Raw genomic sequence first — 20,009 nt, forward strand, 5'->3', positions numbered from 1 at the left:
ACCAAGGATCCCCCATGCCGGAAAAACTTCGAATCCCGTCTGCGGACGCCGTCCTGGACGCCACCGACCACGCCGGCCCGGACCCGGCCGTGGTGCTCCTCAACGGGGCCTTCGGCACCCAGCGCGACTGGAACCGCGTGATCACCGCGCTGGGCGGCACATATCGCATCATCTCCTTCGACGAACGTGCCCGCGGCAGGTCGACGCGGTCGTCGGACTACTCGTTCGCGGGCTGCCTAGAAGACCTGGACGCGGTACTCGCCACGACCGGACTCACCGGCACGGCCCGCCCGATTCTCGTCGGCTGGTCCTACGGAGCCGCGGTGGCCGTCCGCTACGCCGCGGACCATCCGGACGCGGTGACCGGCCTGGTCCTCATCGACGGGGCCTTCCCCATCTCCATGCAGTCGGCCGAGGAACGCGCGAAGACCCGCAGCACGTTCCGAAAAATGGGTCCGCTGATGCGGCTGCTCGCCCTGTTCGGCCGGTCGACGACCATGTCGCCCGATGAGGCGGCCACGGTGAACATCGAACTCGACGACGTCCTCGGCCAGCTTGGGCCGGCCTACGACCGGATCACCTGCCCGGTCCGGTTCCTGATCGCCTCCACCCGCCACCCCGGCGCGACCGACGAACAGCTACGCACGATGCGCGCCGCGATCGATCCCGTCATCGCCGCGCATCCCAACATCACCGTCGACGCGAGGCTGCCCTGCTCTCACCTGCAGATCTTGTCCAAGTACCCGGACAGCGTCGTCACAGCGATCCAGCACGCGGCCCCCTCCGCCCCCACCCCGTGACTCGTCCGCCGGACGCCGCTTCCCAGCCGGTCGGCACATCCACGGTCGATCTACGCCGCAACCGCGCCTACCGCCTGTTGATGGCCGGGCGCACACTCACCCTGACCAGCGCGAGCATGACCGGTTTGGCCGGGGTGCTGCTGGCCTACGACCTCACCCACGACCCGGCAGCGGCCAGCACGATCATGGGCCTGTCACTGATCGGCATGCTCGTCGCCACCCTGCCGGCCGGGTGGCTCGCGGATCGCTTCGACCGGCGCACCGTCATGATCACCGTCGCGGTCGGGCACGCGGCGCTGATCGCCTCGATCCCCGTCGCCGCCTGGCTCGGCATCCTGACCCTCACCCAGCTGGCCATGGTGACCTGCGCCACTGGAGCGGTGTCGATGGGCTACCCACCAGCCGAGCAGGCCGCGCTCGTGCAGGTTGTCGCCACCAAGGACCTGGACACGGCGCTCGCGCTGAACCAGGCCCGGTCCTCGGCCGCAAGCATCACGGGGCCGCCACTGGCCGGAGCGCTCTACTCCGTCGCCGGCACGCTGCCCTACGTCGCCGACAGCATCGCCAACCTGATCGCGGCCGCCTGCGCGGCTGCGATCCGCGACGACCTGCGACCAAAAGTCGATCGCCCCCGCACGTCGGTGGTCGGCGAGCTGATGGCCGGTATACGGTTCTTTGCCACACACCGCGGTCTGCGGCCGCTGAGCCTCGTGATCGCCATGTCCACAGTCGGGTTCTGGATCCTATACACCGGCACCGTCCTCGGCCTGCAGCACCGCGGCGCCCCGCCATCCCAACTCGCTCTGCTCCAGGCCGGATTCGGCGTGGGCAGCCTGCTTGGCGCGCTGGCCAGCCGTCTCATACTGCGCCGCCTCGCCCTCGGACACACCATCGCCCTGACCCTGGCCGGCCTCCTGCTCGTCGGCTCAGGCCTCACCCTGGCTACCACCACCCCGGCCGCCGTCACGCTCCTGACCCTGTTCGGAGCCACCTTCCCGGTGGCGAACATCGGCGTCCTCACCTGGTTCGTCCGCAGCACACCCGACGGCCTCGTCGGGCGAGTCACCAGCGCACTTGGACTCATCGCACTATCGGCAGCACCGGTCGGAACCCTCGTCGCCGGACACCTGCTGGCCTACACGAACCAGACCATCGCACTGACCGCCGGCCTCGCCGCTCTCACCGCGGCGCTGACTGTCACACTGACCCATCCCGCAGTCCGCACCCTGCCGCGATTAGCACGCTGAGACACCGGCCCACGACCACCCCACGGTCATGGAGGTGCTCGTGGCCTTCATCCGGGAGCACTCCCGAGACGTCGAGACCGACGAAGAAGAGAATGTGAAACCTCGTGGTCCGGGGTTGAGGACCGACCTGCAGGCCACACTCACCGTGATCGGCCGACGTGCCGTCGCCCATGACACGCCCGGCGCGAGGATCGACCTCACCCGCGCGAACCTCACCGACGCGCATATCGTTGGTGTGGTGGGCCTGCAGCTCGCGCCGGAGGTGACCGCTCCGCCGGAGGGGCCCGAGACGGGGTTGTGATCACTCTTCGGTCCGATTCCTCCACGAGGGCCGTTCCCGTAGGTAGGGGTCCCCGTAGCTTCGGCCGGAAATCCAACAGATGTGCCTCTGGCCTGCATGGACAACAGAGCTCAGGCCTGGCCCATCAGCCTGAGACCTCTGCATAAGCGCAGGTGAAAGGCATATCCGTTGGATCCCGCGCCATTACTACCGGGACCCCTATGAGCGACACCGGCTGAGCGCATGGTCTGGGCGTCGTTACGCTGAGGTCTATGGAAGATACGGAACATGAGTCATCTGATGGCTCCTACCGGTTCTTCGACGAGCAAGAGGTGTTCGACGCGCTTGACCACGGCGCACCGCCGCTTCCCACAGTTCTCCCGCCCGGCTCGGCCGCGATCGCCGCAGCCGGACAGTGGGGCCGCTACGGGTCGTTGATCGTAGTGTTCCGCGACCCCGAGGATAGTGAGCTCTACGACGACGTCTCCCTACCGACACGCTCAGCGGCCGGACAGTGGGAATATCCGTTTGCCGCCTCGGGAGGCGGCATGCCGGAATGGGTACTGCACCGGCCGGACGCGCCACTGCCCGATTGGCACGGCAGCGACCTGGTGAGCTTGTCGGGCCAGCTCGCCCGTCCCGATACCGAGTGGGTGGCCAACCTGACGGTGATGGCGACGCGACGGGTAGCAGCCGTGCAGGTGCACTACGCCGACGACGTCATCGACCTGCCCGTCCCGGCCAGTGGCCTGGTCACCGTGCCGCACGCCATTCGCCATGTCGACGACCGCGCCAAGTTCCGGGGCTTCGACGACTCCGGCGAACTCATCGCTGTCACGCACTACCAGCCGCTGACCGACGACGACCGCAGATACAACTGGCCCGATGCCTCGTCGTGGACCGACTGATGCACAGGTCAGCTTGTCAAGCGTTCCTGATCCATGCCCTCGGCGCGGGCCTGGTCGACCAGCCGGCCTACCAGCTCGCGATCCGACGCCTTGTCTTTCCGCGTCACCGCGGCTTCCTCCAGGTCCATGTCTGCGGATGCCTGAATCACAGTACTCATCAGGTGTATCTCCTTGATCAGGAGTTACACCGAAAACCGTACAGTCCCCCTCCCAGGCGTCCCTCCTGATGCGAAAAATTCGCATCAGATGCGAATGGTAGTGAAGCACCCTGGTCAGCTCCATGCCTCCTTTTCACTGAGATTGGTGCCTTCCGAAGCGCGATCCCGCAGTGCAGGTCGCGGGCGCATGCTAACCGTGTCGTGTACACACCCGATGCAATTGCTCACAGAATGCGGCGGGTCAGCAAGATAGGCGATCAGGGGCCCTGATCGCGGCGGCCCCCGTCCGACGGCTCCGATCGCCGCCCCCATACAGCCCGTAACCAGCCGAGGTCCCCGTTGAGCCTCCAGGCCGAGTCAACTTTGCGCAATCCACAAAAGATGATCTATTGTTTATTGATCAGGTGATCTACCGTCTGTTAACTCGGAGGTTTGGATCGTGTTCAAACGGGGACTCGGCGTACTCGCTGCCGCAGCGCTTCTATGTGCCATGAGCGGACCGATAACCGCATCAGCGGCATCGACTACACCGACGGCATCGGCGTTGGCCTGGCATACGATTAATTACTACTACCCGGCCAATGCGACGACACTGGCCCAGTGCAGGGTTGATGGCAAGAACTACGGGGGCACCTGGCAGTGCCGGTACTACCCTGACAGTTACCCCCCTCACCAGGGACAGACTCACTATGAGCTTCAAGTGCAGCGGTAGGGAGTCCTTTCTCCGGGCGTTGCTTGGATAAGGCGGGCCGGTATACGCCAGCCGTTGCATTCGACGGTTATGGACCCGGCTGTTGATTAGGTGAACAGGTACGGAGTGACGTACACCCCCCGGCGACGCTTTCGTGCTCGTTGGGGTGGTGGTCAAGGAAGAAACGGCCGGAGTACGCCAACCGGTGGTTCCCCGCGCCGCCGCTGACCGTGGCCCCGTTTCGGGACTTGCGGGACACCCCTACGCGTAGGCGCGCGTCCAGCGGCAGGGGCGGCCTCTCCCGAGCCCCAGCACAACTGTCCGGTTCGCCCGGATTTCATGAAGGTCAACGCGTGAGCCGTGCGCCTTCACCAGGCCGGGCTGCCCTGCCGCTGCGAGGCAGGGCAGCCCGGCCTGGTGCGGTGCGCTGGGCGGCAGCGCGGGTGAGGGCGCCGGCCCTCAGGCCGAGATGCGGCTCGCGGTGCCGGGCTGGTGGCGGGCGCGATGGTGGTGGAGTTCGGTGTTGATGCGCAGGGCCTCGGCGAGCTGGTCTTCCAAGATGATGATGCGGCAGGCGGCCTCCAGGGCGGTGCCCTGGTCGGCCAGTTCGCGGGCGGCCAGGCGGAGCTGGTAGCGGGAGTAGCGGCGATGACCGCCCTCGGAGCGCTGCGGCTCGATCAACTTGGCGGCGCCCAGGTTGCGCAGGAACGCCGGGGTGACGCCGAGCATCTCGGCGGCCCGGCCCATGCTGTAGGCGGGGTAGTCCTCGTCGTCGAACCGGTGAGCGGGCCTGTGACCCGGTGTGGTGAGGAGCCCAAGCCCATCGGCCCCATCGGCTCTTCCCGCGGTGTCGGCCCGTAGGGCCGGTTCAGCCATATCGGCGTCGGCGCGGAGCCTGGGCTGCGCGCTATCGATGCTTGGTCCATACAACCTTCCCAACGACCTGCTGGAAAATGCCAACAGGGCCCCGGCGCCATGATGCGCCGGGACCTCCGAGGTTCAACACCATCTACCGGCCCTGGGGCCGACTTACCTGCTTCCGCATGTGGCCGCCCGATGCGGGCGGGGATGCGGGGATCGCGAATGCGTGACCGTAGACCACCGGACAAGCCGTTTGAGATCTCTAAATGGGCTGTCCAGGTGGCGTGGGAGAAGGTCAAGGCGAATAAGGGCGTAGCTGGGGTGGACGGGGTATCCATCGGGGAATTCGAGAAGGATCTGAAGAACAACCTGTACAAGATCTGGAATCGAATGTCCTCGGGAACGTACTTTCCGCCTCCGGTCATGGCTGTGGAGATCCCGAAAGCGCACGGCGGTGGCACCAGGATGCTGGGCGTTCCTACCGTGGCGGATCGGATCGCGCAGACGGTGGTAGCCGGGGTGCTGGAAGCGAAGGTCGAACCGATCTTCCATCCAAGTTCCTATGGCTATCGTCCGGGCCGCTCGGCGCTGGATGCGGTCGGGGCCTGTCGGCAACACTGCTGGGAGTTCGACTGGGTGGTCGAGTTCGACATCCGGAAGTTCTTCGACTCCGTGCCTTGGGCTCTGATCGTCGAGGCGGTCCAGGCGCACACCGACCTGCCGTGGGTGGTGCTGTATGTCCAGCGGTGGCTTGCCGCGCCGCTGGCACTGCCCGACGGAACCTTGCAAGATCGAGAGCGTGGAACCCCGCAGGGGTCGGCGATCTCACCCGTCCTGGCGAATCTGTTCCTGCACTACGCGTTCGACGCCTGGATCGCCCGGGAGTTCCCGGATGTGGTGTTCGAGCGCTACGCCGACGACGCGGTCGTGCACTGCTCCAGCCTGGGGCAGGCCGAACGGGTGTTGGCGGCGATCAAGGGACGGATGGCCAAGGTCGGACTTCACCTGCACCCGGACAAGACCCGGATCGTGTACTGCAAGGACGACAGACGGCGCGGCTCACACGAGCACACGTCGTTCACGTTCCCGGGGTTCACCTTCCGGCCGCGAGGGGTGCGGACGAAGACCGGGAAGATGCGCTGCGGCTTCAACCCGGCGGTCAGCAAGGAAGCCTTGAAGCAGATGGGGGCGAAGGTGCGAGCCTGGCGGCTCCACCATCGCTCCGGGTCCTCCGAACACGACCTCGCACGGCAGATCAATCCGGTCGTGCGGGGCTGGATGCAGTACTACGGGGCGTTCTACCGCTCCGCGCTGCATCCCCTCCTGGCCCGCATCAACGCCTACCTGATGCGGTGGTCGCGCAACAAGTACAAGCGGCTACGGAGCCGAAAGAAGGCCCAAGCCCAGTGGGAAAGGGTCGTGAAGCTGCGGCCCGCGTTCTTCGCTCACTGGATCTGGGTGAACACGGTTCCGGCAGTCTGGTGACCAGGACGACAAGAGCCGTGTAACGAGAGATTGTTACGCACGGTTCTGTGGGAGCCCCGGGCTGAGACGCCCGGGGCGACCCGACCGGTGGCACCCGCTCGACCCCGTGACCAGGCGGCGCCCCCGGTATTGCTCGGCGGGATGTCGTCAAGCGGCCTACCGGGCCCGGCGCCGAGAGGCCGATCTGGCTGACCGACTGGCCGAGGTACGTGGCGAGCTGGCCGGTGACGCCGACAAGATCGCCGATGCCGTCGACGACCTCCTGGGGCTCGTCGACCAAGAGGACCCGGCTCCGGGCTGGGAGGTGCGGGCGGTCGCGCTCGCCGATGCCGTGGCCGTTCGCACGGCCGAGTTGGCCCGTCGCGCCCGCGAGCATGCCCGGGTGGCCGACGAGCTGGCGACGCGCCGTCGCTGAAGTGGTGGCCACCGACACGAGGTAACCAGGCTGGAGACCGAGGAGTTTTTCGGGGCGCGAACCGCGAGAAAGAAAAATCTACAAGAAGTTTTTTCGGCTTTCCGAGCGAGATGAATTGCTCATGTTGTCCGAGGTAGAACGCTTCGACAGACCCGCGTTTTCTACAGTCATTTAGCGTCTACCTGCATGTTTGCCGATTGCGAGCGCCTCAGACCTCTTTTACTCTCGCCTGCATGGCCCGTTCGTCTGGCAGGTTTCGCCGGACGGTTCGGTAGGCACCCGGCGCCATGTCGGGAGAAAAGAGAGAAAGTGAACGGGGAGTCCTCCGACGAAAAACCGCGGCCTGACGCCGAGGCCGACAAGGCGGCCGCGCGGTACTGGAGGGCACGCACGTACCTCGTCTACCTGAGGGGCGCGGTGTGGGTCCTGTGAGTGGCGCTCAGCCCGGGTGATGCTCCCCCCGTGGATCCCTTCATGTAGGGGAGGAGTCTCCTGTCAGCCGCGGTTCTCCAGCCAGCGGGCAGGAGACCCCTTTCGCGAGGGTATTCCGGCGGGACGTCGACACCTCGGAGAGAGGAGTTTTGAGAGTTTTAAGAGGGGTCCTACGCGCGGGCGCGCGAGATCGTCATAAGGGCTCGAAGTCCTCGCCGCCCGGTGCGCGAGGTGGTCCGCGAGACCGTCGTGGAGACCCGCTTCGTCATCGCGCCCCGCGAGCCCGCTGGGGATCCCGTAGCTTCGGCCGGAAATCCAACAGATGTGCCTCTGGCCTGCATGGACAACAGAGCTCAGGCCTGGCCCATCAGCCTGAGACCTCTGCATAAGCGCAGGTGAAAGGCATATCCGTTGGATCCCGCGCCATTACTACCGGGACCCCATGCCTGGCCCCGCACACCCGTGCACCGCGTACCGGTACGAGGGTCAGGGCCGGAGAAGATCTCGTGAAAGCCCCGAAGAGGGCACCTGTCACCGGCGGCCGAGCCCACGCGGTCTTGGCCGCCGGATCCGTCAGCGCCCGTGGCGTACGGCGGACACGGCGGCGGACACGGCGGCGGACACGTTCACCAGTCGCCGGTCAGCGGTGCGCCGTACCAGGTCTCGATGAGCCTGCGGGCGATCGACAACTCCGACGGCAGGCGCACCTCGCCGCTCTCCATCGCGGCCAGCAGCTCGGCGCGGCTGAACCAGTGGGCCTCGGCGATCTCCTCGGAGTCCAGTACGAACTCCGTCGACGTGGCCCGCGCGAAGAAGCCGAGCATCAGGCTGCGCGGGAACGGCCAGGGCTGGCTGCCCATGTAGCGCGCGTCGGCGACCCGCACGCCGACCTCCTCGGACACCTCGCGCGCCACGGCCTGTTCCAGTGACTCGCCCGGCTCGACGAAACCGGCCAGCACCGACAGCCGCCCCTCGGGCCACTGCGGTCCTCTGGCCAGCAGGCACCTGTCGTCGTCATCGTGGATCAGCATGATCACCGCAGGGTCGACCCGGGGAAAGTGCTGGCTGTCGTCCTTGGGGCAGACGCGCACATGCCCGCCGGCCCGCACCTCGGTGCGGCTCCCGCATCGGGGGCAGTACTCGTGGGTGGAGTGCCACGCCTCCAGGGCGACCGCGTACACCAGCAGACCGGCGTCCAGATCGCCCAGCAACGATCCCACCTGGCGCAACCCGGCGACGACGGTCTGCCCCTCACCCAGTTCCGAGGGGTCGAGCGGGGAGACGATCCGGTTGAAGGAGCCGGTATGGGTGGCGGTGGCCGGCGACGCCGTCACGGCGAAGTAGGCGATGCCCTCCGCGTCGACGCCGAGCAGGTAACGCTCTCCCTCGGGAGCGTCGGCGGTGGACAGCAGGACCAGCTCCGCCTCTCCGCCGCTGCGCCGGATCAGCGCCTGCCCGTCGTCGACGACCACGACCCTGGTCGCGCCGTCCGCCCAGGCCCGCTCCAGCCACTCGGTGTCGCCGCGGAGCACCGCCGACCTGTCGATGGCGCTGCGCGCGAGCAGCAGCGGCCCCAGAAGTCCTTCTTGTGCAGTGATCTCCACGCCGTTCCGCCTCCCCAAACGAGTGCACATATTACGCCGCCGGAACGCGGAGCCGCACAGGGCCGACGGCGTCACCCCTGGCCGGAGACCCTCCAGAAAAGACCCCGTCTTTTGACGACACGGACGTATACGGTCAATAGACCGATCATCCCGGCGTGATGATCTCCATCCCGCTAGGATGCACCGAGTTAGGTTAGCCTTACCTGATATCGGGGGTTCCTGCATTGCGGCTGTACCTCACCGCGCTGAAACCGACGGACTCGGTCACCGACGGCTTCCTCCCGGCGGCACGCGCACTCGGGTGCGAGGTCACGATCCTCACCGACCGGCCGGAACAGTACCGCGACCATGGAGCGGAGGTGCTCCGTTGCGACGTGCGCGACGCGCGGGCGATGATCGACACCGTCGCGCACCACCGCACCCCGGACGCGATCTTCTCGAACTCCGACCACATCCAGGCGGAGACCGCGCTCGCCGCCGCGTACTTCGGACTCCCCGGCAAGGACTGGCGGGCCTGCGTCGACACCAAGAACAAGGCGCTCACCCGGCGGCGGCTGGCCGCGGCCGGGGTCGAGACCGTCCGTACCGCGCGGCTGGCACCGGCCGACCCGCCGGTCGCGGACCTGCCCTTCCCCTCGGTCGTGAAACCGTGCGAGGGCGTGGCCAGCGAGGACGTCGTGCTGGTCCACGACGCGGGCGAGCTCGCGGCGGCCGTCCTGTCCATCAGGGACAGGCGGCCGGCGGAGACGCTGGTCGTGGAGGAGTATCTCGACGGCCCCCTGCACACGATGGAGACGCTCGGCGACGGCGAACGGATCAGGGTGCTCGGCGGTTTCCGCACCACTCTCGGACCGCTGCCGCACTTCGTGGAGGAACGGCTCGACTGGGAGCCGCCTCCCGGCCGCGACCACGTGCTGCGGGCGCTGGAGGCACTCCGGGTGGGGTTCGGGGCCTGCCACACCGAGTACGTGATGACCCCGGCCGGACCACGGATCGTCGAGGTCAACTACCGGGTGATCGGCGACCACTGCGACTTCCTGCTGGCGAGCCTGCTCCAGGTGCCGTTGTTCGAGCTCGTCCTCGGGACGCATCTCGGGATGGGGCCGGCGGACCTCGCCCCGGTGCGGGGGCACGGGACCGCGCTGAGCCTGGTCGCCGATCGTTCGGGGACCGTGGTGGAGGCTCCCGGGACCGTCGTCCCCGCCTCCGGCGACCCGGTCCGGATCTGGCACCGGCCGCTGCGCGCCGTGGGCGACCGGATCGACCTGAGCAACACCAACCGCGACTACCTGGGCATCGTCCGCGTGACCGGGCCCGACCGGGCGGGCGTGGACGCCGCCGTCGCGGCCTTCAGGGCGGAGCACCCGTGGGTGATCGCATGAGCCGGGAGCCCGCGAGCCGGCGGGTGGCCGGCCGGGGCGCCGGGAACGACTCCGGGATCGGCTCCAGAAACAGCTCCGGGATCGGCGGAGGTTCGGTGCGCGGGCGGGAGTCGTACCTCGCCATCCGGGTGCTGAACGCGCTGCTGCGCGAGGACTACGGCGGCCTGGCCAGGCGGGTGACCCACGGCAAGGACGGCGTCGCGCTGGTCCTGCCGGGGGGCAGACGGGTGCGGCTGGTCCCCGGCTCGCTGTTCCAGGACTTCGTCGCGGCCCCGCAGGAGGCACTCCATCTGCGGGAGGTCCTGCACACGCTGCGGGAGGTCTCCGACCCCGCCGACGCGGCCGGGGTCGAGTCGTTCGCCAGGGAGTGCCACGAGGCGCTGCGCGCCCTCGACCTGCACGACCTCCACCGCGAAGAGGTGCTCGCCAGACTGGCCGCCGCCACCGCACACCCCGCCATCCCGCACCCCGACGCCACGTCCGACGCCACGTCCGGCACCGGGCGGCCCGCGGGACACCGAGCCGGACACGGCACCATGAGCACGACGGGAACCGGTGGCGGACGCGGCAGCGTGTGGTACGAGACGCTGGCCGCGTTCGTCGATCACCCCGTCTACCCGACGGCCCGGTGCCGGATCGGCCTGTCCGACGAGGAGCTGACCGGGTACGCACCGGAGTTCGCGCCCGCCTTCGAGCTGCGCTGGGCCGCGGTTCCCCGGGAGCGGCTCACCGGGGCCGAGATGCCGGGGGCACCCGGGTTCCGTGCCGTCGGGCTGGCGGGGAGTCTCGCCGAGACGCACGCGCTGTTCCCCGTGCACCCGCTGACGGTCCCCCGCGTCGAGGAGATTCCGTGGGCGACCGTGGCCCCTCAGCCGTATCTGCGGGTCAGACCCACGCTGTCGATGCGCACCGTCGAGATCGCCCCGGGCGCGCACCTGAAGCTGCCGCTGACCACCAGCACCCTCGGGCTGCGCAACCGGAGGTCGATCAAGCCCGGCACGCTGGCCGACGGGGCGCGGGCCGAGCTGCTGCTGCGGGCGATGCCCGACCCCGAGGTGCTGCTGGCCGACGAGCAGACGTACGGGCACGCCGGGCACGAGTATCTGGGCTGGCTGCTGCGCCGCCAGCCCGTGGGGGAGGTCGTCCCCGTCGCGGCACTGGCGGCGCCGCTGCCCGGGAGCGGCCTGGTCGTGGAGGGTCTCGCCGGACGGTGGTTCGGCGGGGATGTCGCCGGTCTGCTCGCCAGGTACCTGCGGGTGCTGTTCCGCTTCCACGTGCGGCTCTTCGTCAGGTACGGCACCGCGCTCGAGGCCCACCAGCAGAACCTCTCACTGGTGCTCGGCACCGATACCACAGGCGAAAGTGTCGTGCGGCTGCTCGTCAAGGACAACGACGGGTTGCTGACCTCACCCGACCTGCTGAGAGGTGCCGGCCTCCCGGTCCCGGACTTCACGGACGCGCGGATGCTGACCGACGACCCGCACGCGCTCGCCGACATGTTCGTGACCATCACCCTGCACCTGGCGGCCGCCGCCGTGGCGTTCGGCGCGCTGCCGCCGCCACGGGCCTCCGGGCTGGTCCGCGATGCGCTCGCCGGAGCGCTCGACGAGTACGGGGAGAACCCGATGGCCAGGCTGCTGCGAGCCAGGACCCTGGACGCCGCCAGGCTCGTCGGCAAGTCGATGGTCACCGCCGGAACCCTGGTGGACAAGGCGCGCACCGGTGCGCGGGATGTGAACAAGTTCTACGGCACGAGCGGGCCGAACTACCTCCGCCAGCACCCCCAGGCCACACCGGCCGCGATCACCAGAAGGACGCCATGACCAGCCTCGCCCTCGACTCCCCCGCAGCCGTCGCCGAGGAGGCTTCACTGGCGGCGCTGCTGCGCTGTTGCGTGCGGGAGCTCTCGGGACCTCGCGGGCAGGTCAGGCACGACGAGCCGTACGTGCTGCTGCGTGTCGCGGACACCCTGCTGCGGGCCCGCGCGCACGGCGGGCTCGCGCTGCGCTTCGAGGGGCGGGCCGAGTGGCTGGCGAACGACTCCTGGCAGCCGCTCTCGGCGGACCTGCTCGTCCGGCTGGTGGAGACCGAGCTCGGCGAGGGCAACGACGAGTTCGCCGTCCAGGTGGCCGCCAGCAGGGACGCCATGGCGGCGCTGCTCGCGGCCCGGCGGGACGTGCCGCCCCCCGCCGACCCGTGGCTGGCCTCGGAGCAGGCGCTGGTCTTCGGTCACCCGTTCCACCCCAGCCCGAAGGCGCGCGGCGGCGCGGGCTGGCTGCGCTACGCGCCCGAGGCGCACGCGAGCTTCCCGCTGCGACTGCTCGGGGTCAGAGACGACGTGCTGGCGGAGGCGGGCGAGGCCGGCTCGCTCGACGCGCTCGGCGCGGCGCCGCCCGGTTACTCGCTGCTGCCCGCGCACCCGTGGCAGCTGGAGCTGCTCTCGGCCGACCTGGCCGCGCCGCTGGCCGACAGCCGGCTTCTCGACCTGGGGAACAGTACCCGGATGGCGGTTCCCACCTCGTCGGTCCGTACCGTCTACGAGCCGCTGATCGACCGGTGCCTGAAGTTCAGCCTGGACGTGCGGATCACCAACTGCCTGCGGAAGAACTCCTGGTACGAGCTGGCGGGCGCGGTCGAGCTGAGCCGCCGCCTCGGACCGATGTTCGGCGAGCTGTCCGCGACCTTCCCCGGCACCCGCTGGCTGCCCGAACCCGGCTACCGCTCCGCCGAGCTGGGCACCCGGCTGCTTGAGGGGCTCGGCGTCATCGTCCGGGTCAGCCCGTGGTCGGTCTGCAGACCCGGGGTGACCCCCCTGCTGAGCGGCGCACTGGCCGCCGGACGGCAGGTGCCGGCCGCCGATCCGGTGCGCTGGTGGCGGGCGTACGTGGAGCGGGTGGCGCTGCCGGTGCTCGACGCCTACCTCGGCCACGGCGTGGTGCTCGAACCTCACCTGCAGAACGTGCTGATCGGGGTGGACGCGGAGGGGCTGCCGGTGGAGGCGGTCTTCCGCGACATGGAGGGCACGAAGCTCGTCGCCGGGCGGCACGACCTGTCCGGCCTGCCGGCCCGGGTCGCCGAGGCCCTCAGCTACGACGCGGAGGCCGGCTGGAGCCGGGTGGTCTACTGCCTGATGGTCAACCATCTCGCCGAGATCGCCGCCTCCCTTTCCGGGGCCGGGCCCGCACGGGAGCTGTGGGCGGTGGCCGGGAAGGTCCTAGCGGGGTACGCGGAGTCGCGGGGATGGCCCCGGCCGCTGTCGGACCTGCTGTCGGGGGCGCCGCTGCCCGCCAAGGCCAACCTGTCGGTCAGGTGGGCGCGGTCGGCGGACCGCGCCGCGGGGTACGTGCCGGTCGCCAACCCGCTGGCCATGGTCTGAGCGAGTGCCACCCGAGAGGATCCTGCTCCCGGCATGACGGCGGGGACGGCGGTGATGGTGCACCGCCGTCCCCGTCCGCTACCTCGGGGCGTGCCTTATCGGGGGTAGACCTCCAGCTCGTAGAGGGAGTAGCCGTACGTCGTCCCGCGCGTGACGCCCTGCATGCGGACGTGGCGGGCGGTGGCCGGGGTGAACGTCACGTTGTCCACACCGCCGTTTCCGGCGGTGGTGGAGTAGACGGTGGTCCAGGTGGAGCCGTCGGTCGAGGTCTGGATCGAGTACCCGGCCCCGTAGGCCGCCTCCCAGCGCAGGATGACCCTGCCCACGGTCGTGGCGGAACCGAGGTCGACCTGGAGGTACTGGTTGTCGCTGGACGAGCTCGACCAGCGGGTCGTCTGGTTGCCGTCGACGGCCCTGCTCGCCGGGTAGAGGAACTGGTTGCTCGACGACTTGGCCGTCCGCCCCTCCGCCAGGTTGGTGATCGCGTCGCCCCGGTGGGCCGGGAAGGACAGGACCTGCTGGTAGGTCGGCCGGTTCTGCCAGGAGATCAGCGAGTGCGTGATCCCGCCGAGCGGCGACTGCTTGACGGCGTCGGCGCACCACTGGTTGCCCGCCGCGCACGCGTCGTCTCCGGGGTAGGTCGTCGCCGCGGGCTCGGCGAGCGCCTCCGACAGGCTGTTCAGCAGGACGGTGCGGCAGCCGGCCACCGTGCCGTCCCCGCAGTACCTGGCGGGCAGCGGCCCGGTGACCTGGTCACCGAGCACGTTCCTGAGGTCCTTGCTCACGTAACCCCACCAGCCGTACTGGAAGGCCGAGCCCTTGTGCGTCTGCGCGCCGTTCGCGGAGGTGGGCAGACTGGACTTGTCGCCCTGCTGATGACCCGAGGGAGACTCGTTGATCTGGAGGGCGTTGACCAGCGACTGGTACAGGCCGTCTCCCAGCCCCGGCTTGAACTGCGCGCGGACCAGCTTGGGCCACCACGAGTCGAACGCGCGGATCGCGTCGGCATGGGCGTAGGCCTTGCTGCCCGGCGAGGTCTCCAGCCGCTTGGAACCCGACGACGTCCAGGCGGAGAGCTTGGAGACCGCGGAGGCGAGGGCCGGGTCGGTCACCGCGGCGCTGTTGATCACCCGGAGCAGGTCGGGCAGCACCTTCTTGCCCCGCAGGTCGGTCACTCCGGCCTCCGCCATAATCTTCACGGTGCCGGCCTGGTCGAGCTTGCCGCTTCCGGTCAGGGCCGCCTTGATCGGGGCGTCCAGCAGGTCGGCCCGGTGGACCGGCCCGAAGCTGAAGTTGCCGTCCGCGGCGCCGTAGTCCTTGGCCTGCTTGTTGTTCCAGCTGACGAAGTAGTCCTGGTTGACCGCCTGCGGGTGGGTGGCGGGAGCGGTGTAGGTCGCACTGTTGGTGGCCGGGTCGTAGCCCGCCCACTCATGGGCCGCGTCGGCGGTCATCGGCAGGTTCGGGTCGGAGACCGAGGACCTGACCGGGGTGCTGCCCGACATGAAGTACGCCGAGTCGGTGGAGTTGACGTAGAACCAGTTGAACGCGAAGCCGATGGTGGCGGCCGAGTTCTTGAAAGCCGTCGCGTCGCCCATGGCGGCCGGGTCGTTGAACATCTGGAAGCCGATCGCCGAGTCGACCTCGTGGTGGTACGTCGACCGCAGCGCGGTGAAGGCGGTGGGCTGCCCGCCGACCGTGCCGCGCCAGCTCACCAGTCCGTACTTGGTGCGCTGGATCACCAGGTCGTACGAGCCGGCGGGGGTGGAGTCGGCGACCGTGGGCTTCCAGGAGTTGGTCTTGCGCAGCGTCTCCATCGCGGTGCAGACGCCCCGGTAGAGGTAGTGGTTCGACGCGACGGTGGCCGCGCCGCCGCCGGGCTCGCAGAGCTGCAGGGCGTAGGTGTCGGTGATGTCCTGGCCGCTGGAGGTCGCGCTCCAGGCGTAGTCGGTGCCCCTGCCGAGCAGCACGTAGAGGTTGAGTCCGGCGAAGGCCGCGCCGCGTGCCCGGATGCCGGGTCCGGAGAGTTCCTGGAGCATGAGCAGCTGGGGGGCGAAGTAGCCGGTCTGCGGGCCGAACACCGCGACCGGGTGCCCGGTCTTCGACTTGGCCGCCGAGACCACCACGGCGTTGGACATGCCTGGCTGGGAGTTGTCGACGAGCAGCCCGTCCAGCATGCCCTTGGTGGTCAGGGCCGAGGCCGGGGTGGTGGCCGACCCGGTCCTGTTCTCGACGATGTTCACCGGCGCCGTCGACGGGTCGGGGAGGACGACTCCGGTGGCTCCGGCGGGCGCGTTCCCCGCGGGGAAGCTCTGGCCGTCGTGCAGGGTGAGCGTCGTCTCCGGGTCGTTCTGCGCGCGGAACGCCGACCAGACCTGGTCGCCGACCGTCGTGCCGTACTTGGCGCGGGCCGCGACCCGGACCAGCGCGGACTGCATCTCCGCACCGCCGCCGCCGCCGAACAGGCCGCCGATGACACCGGAGATCGCCACCAGGTCGGTCATGGTGAACTTCACCGGGCCGCCCGCGTTGGTGACCGCGTCCATGTGCCCGGTCAGCACGTACTCACCGGGGCAGTCCCGGTTGGCCATGCAGGTGTCGATGTAGGCGTTGACACCGGCTATGTAGTGCTCGACGTCGGTGTAGAGCTGCGCGCCCCGGGGGCTCGCGTTCCGCAGCCTGGTGATCTGCGCCTGCAGGTCCGCCTCGGTGTACGGGGCGTTGCGCCAGGCGCTCTGCTCCAGTTCCCGGTTGCCCGGCGCGCCTCCGGCGAACGAGGTCAGCTCGCCCCGGCCGACGTGCCGCATCAGGTCCATCACCCAGAGGCGGTTCTGCGCGCCCGCGTACCCGGCGCCGAACATCGTGCCCTCGCGGGTGGTCCCGGTGATGTGCGGGACGCCGGTCGCCTTGTCACGGACGATCGTCACGTCCGAGCGGGGGCTGATGGTGCTCTCCACCTGCCCGGCGGGGACGCCGAACGAGGCGTCGTTGAAGAAATCGGCGATCTGGTCGTTGGTCAGGCCGGTGTAGCCGGACAGCAGGTTGGCGTACTTGCCGAGCTGGTCGTCACTGTGCTTGGGCTTCGTGCCCAGCGACTGGTGGGCCAGGATCCCGGCCAGGGTCGCGTTGCCGTTCTGACCCGGGGGCAGGATGTCCGCGCACTCACCGAGGCAGTAGTCGTCGGGAGGGTAGGCCGCCGCGGCCGTGACCGCGGACGTCGGTACGGATGCGGATGCCGGTACGAGGGGGGATGTCAGCGCGAGGGCCATCAGCAGCGCTGAGGCCGCCGTGATCGTCCGCCTGAGACGTGCATGCATAGGAGAATCCCTAAAACATGAGGCATACTCGGATGTTGCTAGGAACATACGTTCCGGACCAACGGCGAATCAATGGCCGATGTGATAATCGTCATCTCCGGTTCATGACTCGCCGTCAGTGCGGCGGGTCGAGGTTCACGCGCCGATCGGCGGGCGCTCACCCGGCTGCGGGGTCGCCGTCCGCACCGCCTGTCAGGAGAGCAGGTCTCCGGTACGGAACCGGGCGGACGCCATGAACGCCGCCTCGATGACGGAGGAGGACCGCTTGCATGCCCCTGCTCGGACACGGGCCCCTTTCTCCAGGACGATGGATGCCTCCTCGCGGACCCGGGAGGACGGAACCAGCTCCGCGCAGTCGACGGTGCGGGACGCGTCGGACTCCGAACGGGAGATCCCCCAGGCGGCCCAGACCGTCTTGCCGATCCCGCCCGGCACCGGAACGACGCCCCACCGGTCGGCCAGCGCCTCGACGATCGCGAGCCCCCGGCCGTGCGAGGCGTCCTCGCCCAGGCTGAGCTTGCGGGGCCGCTCGGAGCCGTGGTCGGTGACCCGTACGCAGACTCCCTGGGCCATGCCCCAGAGCGAGAGCCGGATCGGTTCTTCGCCGTACAAAGTGGCGTTCGCCACCAGCTCGCCGACCACCAGCACCGCGTCGTCGGCGGACTCGGGCGCCAGGCCCCAGCCGGTGAGGGTGTCGCGGGTCATCCTGCGGGCCTCGCTGACCGTCGCCGGGTCACGGGGAATGTCCCAGCAGACGGTCCGGAGCCCGTCAGGGGTGCCTACGATCATCGGATCTCCTTGCCCGTACCGGTGGGATTCCGTCTGCCGGTGAGATTCCGTCCACCTTGGGGATTCCGGCTGTCGTTGGGGTTCTGGCTGTCGTTGGGGTTCCGGCACCATGCGCACGCCGGGCGGCTGCTCAGGTGACGGCACCGTCGCCGGTTCGGTGGCCTCGCTCTCGCGCATCAGCGCGCACAACTCCTCGGCCGTACCCGCCTGCACGACCAGCGGCTCGGGGACCCATCCGGCGGCGATGGCGTAGAACCGGCGTCCGCCCACCCCGTACATGACCGTCCAGCCCGCCTCGACCCGATCCAGCCGGGCCGCGACCTCCCGCTGCTCGCGGTCCCACTGCCGTGGGTCTCGCTGATCGACGGGCCCTCCCCGCCGATGCCGCCCGCTCACGCCGCCTTCCCTTGCCGCAGCATGCCCGGGTACGCCCTCCGCCCGCTCAAGGCGAGATCGTCCGGTGGTCGACCTCGCCCGTACGGCGCGAGCGACCCGGCAGCTACCGGCTCCGTGGGCCGGGCGTGACGCCCGTGCCGTTCCGGCCGCGTCTCTCCCAACGGGCGCAGCGAGGCCGAGGCGGACAACCGCCCCGCGAACCCCAGCCGCCACCACTCCGCCAGCCGCGCCCGGAACTGCGCGGGCGTCGGCCGCTCGTAGGCGTGCGCCTGCCGATGGGGCAGGCACCGGTCATCGTGCGCGTACGGCGAATGCCCACACCACCGGCACCCCAGCGGGGTCGGCGGCCGGTCACCACTGAAGCGCATCCGGATGACCCGGACCGCTCTTGTAAAATCGATCACGGATTGGACCTCCTACGTCCGGTTCAAGAGGCCGTCACGGTGTTGCTGCACCGTGGCGGCCTCGCCTATTGGCGTCGATTCATGACTGAAGTGCAGCTCATGCCCGAATTGCCGGTCCGCAAGTGGCATTAAATGCGCTAATCACTGACATACCACTAACTCGGACACATTTACCCAGACCCCGAGGACGAGCGCATTACCACTGTCGCAATGCGCCCACTTTCTCGCCTCAAGCCCACTAGCATGCTGGCAGAGCAAAATATAAATCGCAACGCACAAGTGATTGTACGGCAAATTGTCCACTTTGACCGGAGGTCATATCGGACAATTCCCAATGGAGGTCTCAGCATGGCGAACAGTCCTACGGTCAAGCGACGGAGGCTTTCTCAGGCATTCCGCCAACTCCGCCAGGAAGCCGGCCTCTCGGTGACCGAGGCCGCCAGAAGACTGGAGTGGGAGCCGTCGAAGATATCGAGAATGGAGCGCAACGAGTGGAAGCTTCCCAGCGTCCATGACATACGCCTGATGCTCGACTTCTACGGTGTCACCGACGAAGACCAGCGCGAGGCGATGATCACCCTCGCCAGGGAGTCACGCCAGCGCGGCTGGTGGGAGAAGTACCAGGACGTCTTCCGTGGCAGCCTGCCCGACTTCGAAGCGGGCGCCAGTGCCATCCGCACTTGGGAAGTCATCCTTGTCCCAGGTCTGCTTCAGACAGAGAGTTACGCCAAAGCAGTGTGGCGAGCCGGTCAGGTTCTGAACGAGGGTCTCGTAGAGCGCCAAGTGCAGGCGAGACTTGCGCGTCAGGAAATTCTCACCAGAGAGAATCCACCAACCCTGTTGGCGCTGATCGACGAGGCCGCGTTACGAAAGGTAATCGGTGGGACAGAGGTGATGCGTGAGCAGATTCACCATCTCATCGACATGGCAGCCAAACCAAACATCACTATCCAGGTGGTTCCCGACTCTGCTGGCGCTCACCACGCCCTGGAAGGGGCATTCGTCATCCTAGACTTCCTCGACGACCCGAGCCTCATCTACACAGTGACCACGACGGAAAGCCTCTGGCTTGAGCAGCAGAGGGACTACCAGAGATATGGCCTTATTTTCAGTCATGTGATGACATTGGCTCTATCACCAGAGGAATCAGTTCGACACATGGCGACACTCGTGTAGCACCTCAAGAGATAGGAGAAGCACAGTGGACCGAAGCACTCATGGTCTCACCTGGTGCAGGAGCACCCTCAGCGGGGCTAACAACGATAACTGCGTCGAAGTAGCGGCCCTCCCCGGCGGCAGCCGAGTCGTACGAGACAGCAAGGACCCCAACGGCCCCACGCTGAACTTCGCTTCTGGTGAGTGGCGCGCGTTCATCAGCGGCGTGAAGAACGGCGAGTTCGACCAGAGATAGTCGACGGCCTTCGCGGGCCTGCCGAGTGCCATGAATGCGGTCAACGACCTCGGCGA

18 protein-coding genes are annotated in these 20,009 nt (G+C 68.6%); 12 read left to right on the plus strand and 6 right to left on the minus strand.

Features of this window, described 5'->3' with window-relative positions; translation table 11 throughout:
• The first annotated feature begins 14 nt into the window (after positions 1-14).
• The 4 genes from ACQP0P_RS41210 (at position 15) to ACQP0P_RS41225 (ending at position 3,235) form a co-directional block, all read left to right on the plus strand.
• The gene (locus ACQP0P_RS41210; protein ID WP_433366641.1) at positions 15-800 is read left to right on the plus strand and encodes an alpha/beta fold hydrolase; all 786 of its coding nucleotides are present in this window, start codon (positions 15-17) and stop codon (positions 798-800) included.
• Positions 797-2,047: an MFS transporter gene (locus ACQP0P_RS41215; RefSeq protein WP_433366644.1), complete on the plus strand. Its 1,251-nt coding sequence runs from the start codon at positions 797-799 to the stop codon at positions 2,045-2,047. The genes ACQP0P_RS41210 and ACQP0P_RS41215 overlap by 4 nt, the downstream gene beginning before the upstream one ends.
• Positions 2,048-2,075: 28 nt before the next feature.
• Positions 2,076-2,348 carry a hypothetical protein gene (locus ACQP0P_RS41220; protein ID WP_433366647.1) on the plus strand — a complete coding sequence of 91 codons (273 nt, stop codon included), beginning with the start codon at positions 2,076-2,078 and terminating at the stop codon, positions 2,346-2,348.
• 251 nt (positions 2,349-2,599) lie between these two features.
• Complete coding sequence (locus ACQP0P_RS41225) at positions 2,600-3,235, plus strand: hypothetical protein (RefSeq protein ID WP_433366650.1); 636 nt, start codon at positions 2,600-2,602, stop codon at positions 3,233-3,235.
• 8 nt (positions 3,236-3,243) lie between these two features.
• On the opposite strand, the gene ACQP0P_RS41230 is transcribed toward ACQP0P_RS41225, so the two are convergent.
• Both ACQP0P_RS41230 and ACQP0P_RS41235 read right to left on the minus strand, forming a co-directional pair.
• Positions 3,244-3,393, minus strand: a complete 150-nt coding sequence (locus ACQP0P_RS41230) for a hypothetical protein (protein ID WP_433366653.1) — start codon at positions 3,391-3,393, stop codon at positions 3,244-3,246.
• A 1,150-nt stretch (positions 3,394-4,543) separates the two neighbouring features.
• On the minus strand, positions 4,544-4,831 hold the full coding sequence (locus ACQP0P_RS41235; protein ID WP_433382363.1) for a MerR family DNA-binding transcriptional regulator: 288 nt from the start codon (positions 4,829-4,831) through the stop codon (positions 4,544-4,546).
• A 336-nt stretch (positions 4,832-5,167) separates the two neighbouring features.
• Here ACQP0P_RS41235 and ltrA point away from each other — a divergent pair, with 336 nt between their 5' ends.
• From ltrA to ACQP0P_RS41250, 3 genes are all read left to right on the plus strand, one after another.
• Positions 5,168-6,430: a group II intron reverse transcriptase/maturase gene (gene ltrA, locus ACQP0P_RS41240; RefSeq protein ID WP_433366655.1), complete on the plus strand. Its 1,263-nt coding sequence runs from the start codon at positions 5,168-5,170 to the stop codon at positions 6,428-6,430.
• Between the two features lie 106 nt (positions 6,431-6,536).
• A complete protein-coding gene (locus tag ACQP0P_RS41245; RefSeq protein WP_433366658.1) occupies positions 6,537-6,845 on the plus strand; it encodes a hypothetical protein in 309 nt (102 codons plus the stop codon).
• 309 nt (positions 6,846-7,154) lie between these two features.
• Entirely contained in the window at positions 7,155-7,277 is a 123-nt protein-coding gene (locus ACQP0P_RS41250) for a hypothetical protein (protein ID WP_433366660.1), read from the plus strand.
• 626 nt (positions 7,278-7,903) lie between these two features.
• On the opposite strand, the gene nudC is transcribed toward ACQP0P_RS41250, so the two are convergent.
• Positions 7,904-8,881: an NAD(+) diphosphatase gene (gene nudC / locus ACQP0P_RS41255; RefSeq protein WP_433366663.1), complete on the minus strand. Its 978-nt coding sequence runs from the start codon at positions 8,879-8,881 to the stop codon at positions 7,904-7,906.
• Positions 8,882-9,105: 224 nt separating this feature from the next.
• Here nudC and ACQP0P_RS41260 point away from each other — a divergent pair, with 224 nt between their 5' ends.
• From ACQP0P_RS41260 to ACQP0P_RS41270, 3 genes are read left to right on the plus strand one after another with little or no spacing between them, the layout of a single operon-like run.
• Positions 9,106-10,263, plus strand: coding sequence for a siderophore biosynthesis protein (locus ACQP0P_RS41260; RefSeq protein ID WP_433366666.1), 1,158 nt, complete (start codon positions 9,106-9,108; stop codon positions 10,261-10,263).
• Complete coding sequence (locus ACQP0P_RS41265) at positions 10,248-12,086, plus strand: IucA/IucC family protein (RefSeq protein WP_433366669.1); 1,839 nt, start codon at positions 10,248-10,250, stop codon at positions 12,084-12,086. Before ACQP0P_RS41260 ends, ACQP0P_RS41265 begins: the two co-directional genes overlap by 16 nt.
• Positions 12,083-13,639, plus strand: a complete 1,557-nt coding sequence (locus ACQP0P_RS41270) for an IucA/IucC family protein (protein ID WP_433366672.1) — start codon at positions 12,083-12,085, stop codon at positions 13,637-13,639. The genes ACQP0P_RS41265 and ACQP0P_RS41270 overlap by 4 nt, the downstream gene beginning before the upstream one ends.
• A 95-nt stretch (positions 13,640-13,734) precedes the next feature.
• On the opposite strand, the gene ACQP0P_RS41275 is transcribed toward ACQP0P_RS41270, so the two are convergent.
• The 3 genes from ACQP0P_RS41275 to ACQP0P_RS41285 all read right to left on the minus strand — a co-directional run bounded on the left by ACQP0P_RS41275 (position 13,735) and on the right by ACQP0P_RS41285 (position 18,542).
• The gene (locus ACQP0P_RS41275) at positions 13,735-16,953 is read right to left on the minus strand and encodes a penicillin acylase family protein (protein WP_433366675.1); all 3,219 of its coding nucleotides are present in this window, start codon (positions 16,951-16,953) and stop codon (positions 13,735-13,737) included.
• A gap of 192 nt (positions 16,954-17,145) precedes the next feature.
• The gene (locus ACQP0P_RS41280) at positions 17,146-18,138 is read right to left on the minus strand and encodes an ATP-binding protein (RefSeq protein ID WP_433366677.1); all 993 of its coding nucleotides are present in this window, start codon (positions 18,136-18,138) and stop codon (positions 17,146-17,148) included.
• Entirely contained in the window at positions 18,135-18,542 is a 408-nt protein-coding gene (locus ACQP0P_RS41285; RefSeq protein WP_433366680.1) for a hypothetical protein, read from the minus strand. Before ACQP0P_RS41285 ends, ACQP0P_RS41280 begins: the two co-directional genes overlap by 4 nt.
• A gap of 348 nt (positions 18,543-18,890) precedes the next feature.
• Between ACQP0P_RS41285 and ACQP0P_RS41290 the strand changes: the two genes are divergently transcribed.
• Together ACQP0P_RS41290 and ACQP0P_RS41295 are read left to right on the plus strand one after the other, a co-directional pair.
• Complete coding sequence (locus tag ACQP0P_RS41290) at positions 18,891-19,718, plus strand: helix-turn-helix domain-containing protein (RefSeq protein ID WP_433366683.1); 828 nt, start codon at positions 18,891-18,893, stop codon at positions 19,716-19,718.
• A 25-nt stretch (positions 19,719-19,743) separates the two neighbouring features.
• Complete coding sequence (locus tag ACQP0P_RS41295) at positions 19,744-19,953, plus strand: DUF397 domain-containing protein (protein WP_433366686.1); 210 nt, start codon at positions 19,744-19,746, stop codon at positions 19,951-19,953.
• Positions 19,954-20,009: the final 56 nt, after the last annotated feature.

This window comes from Streptosporangium sp. CA-115845, assembly GCF_050943795.1.
Taxonomy (GTDB): Bacteria; Actinomycetota; Actinomycetes; order Streptosporangiales; family Streptosporangiaceae; genus Streptosporangium.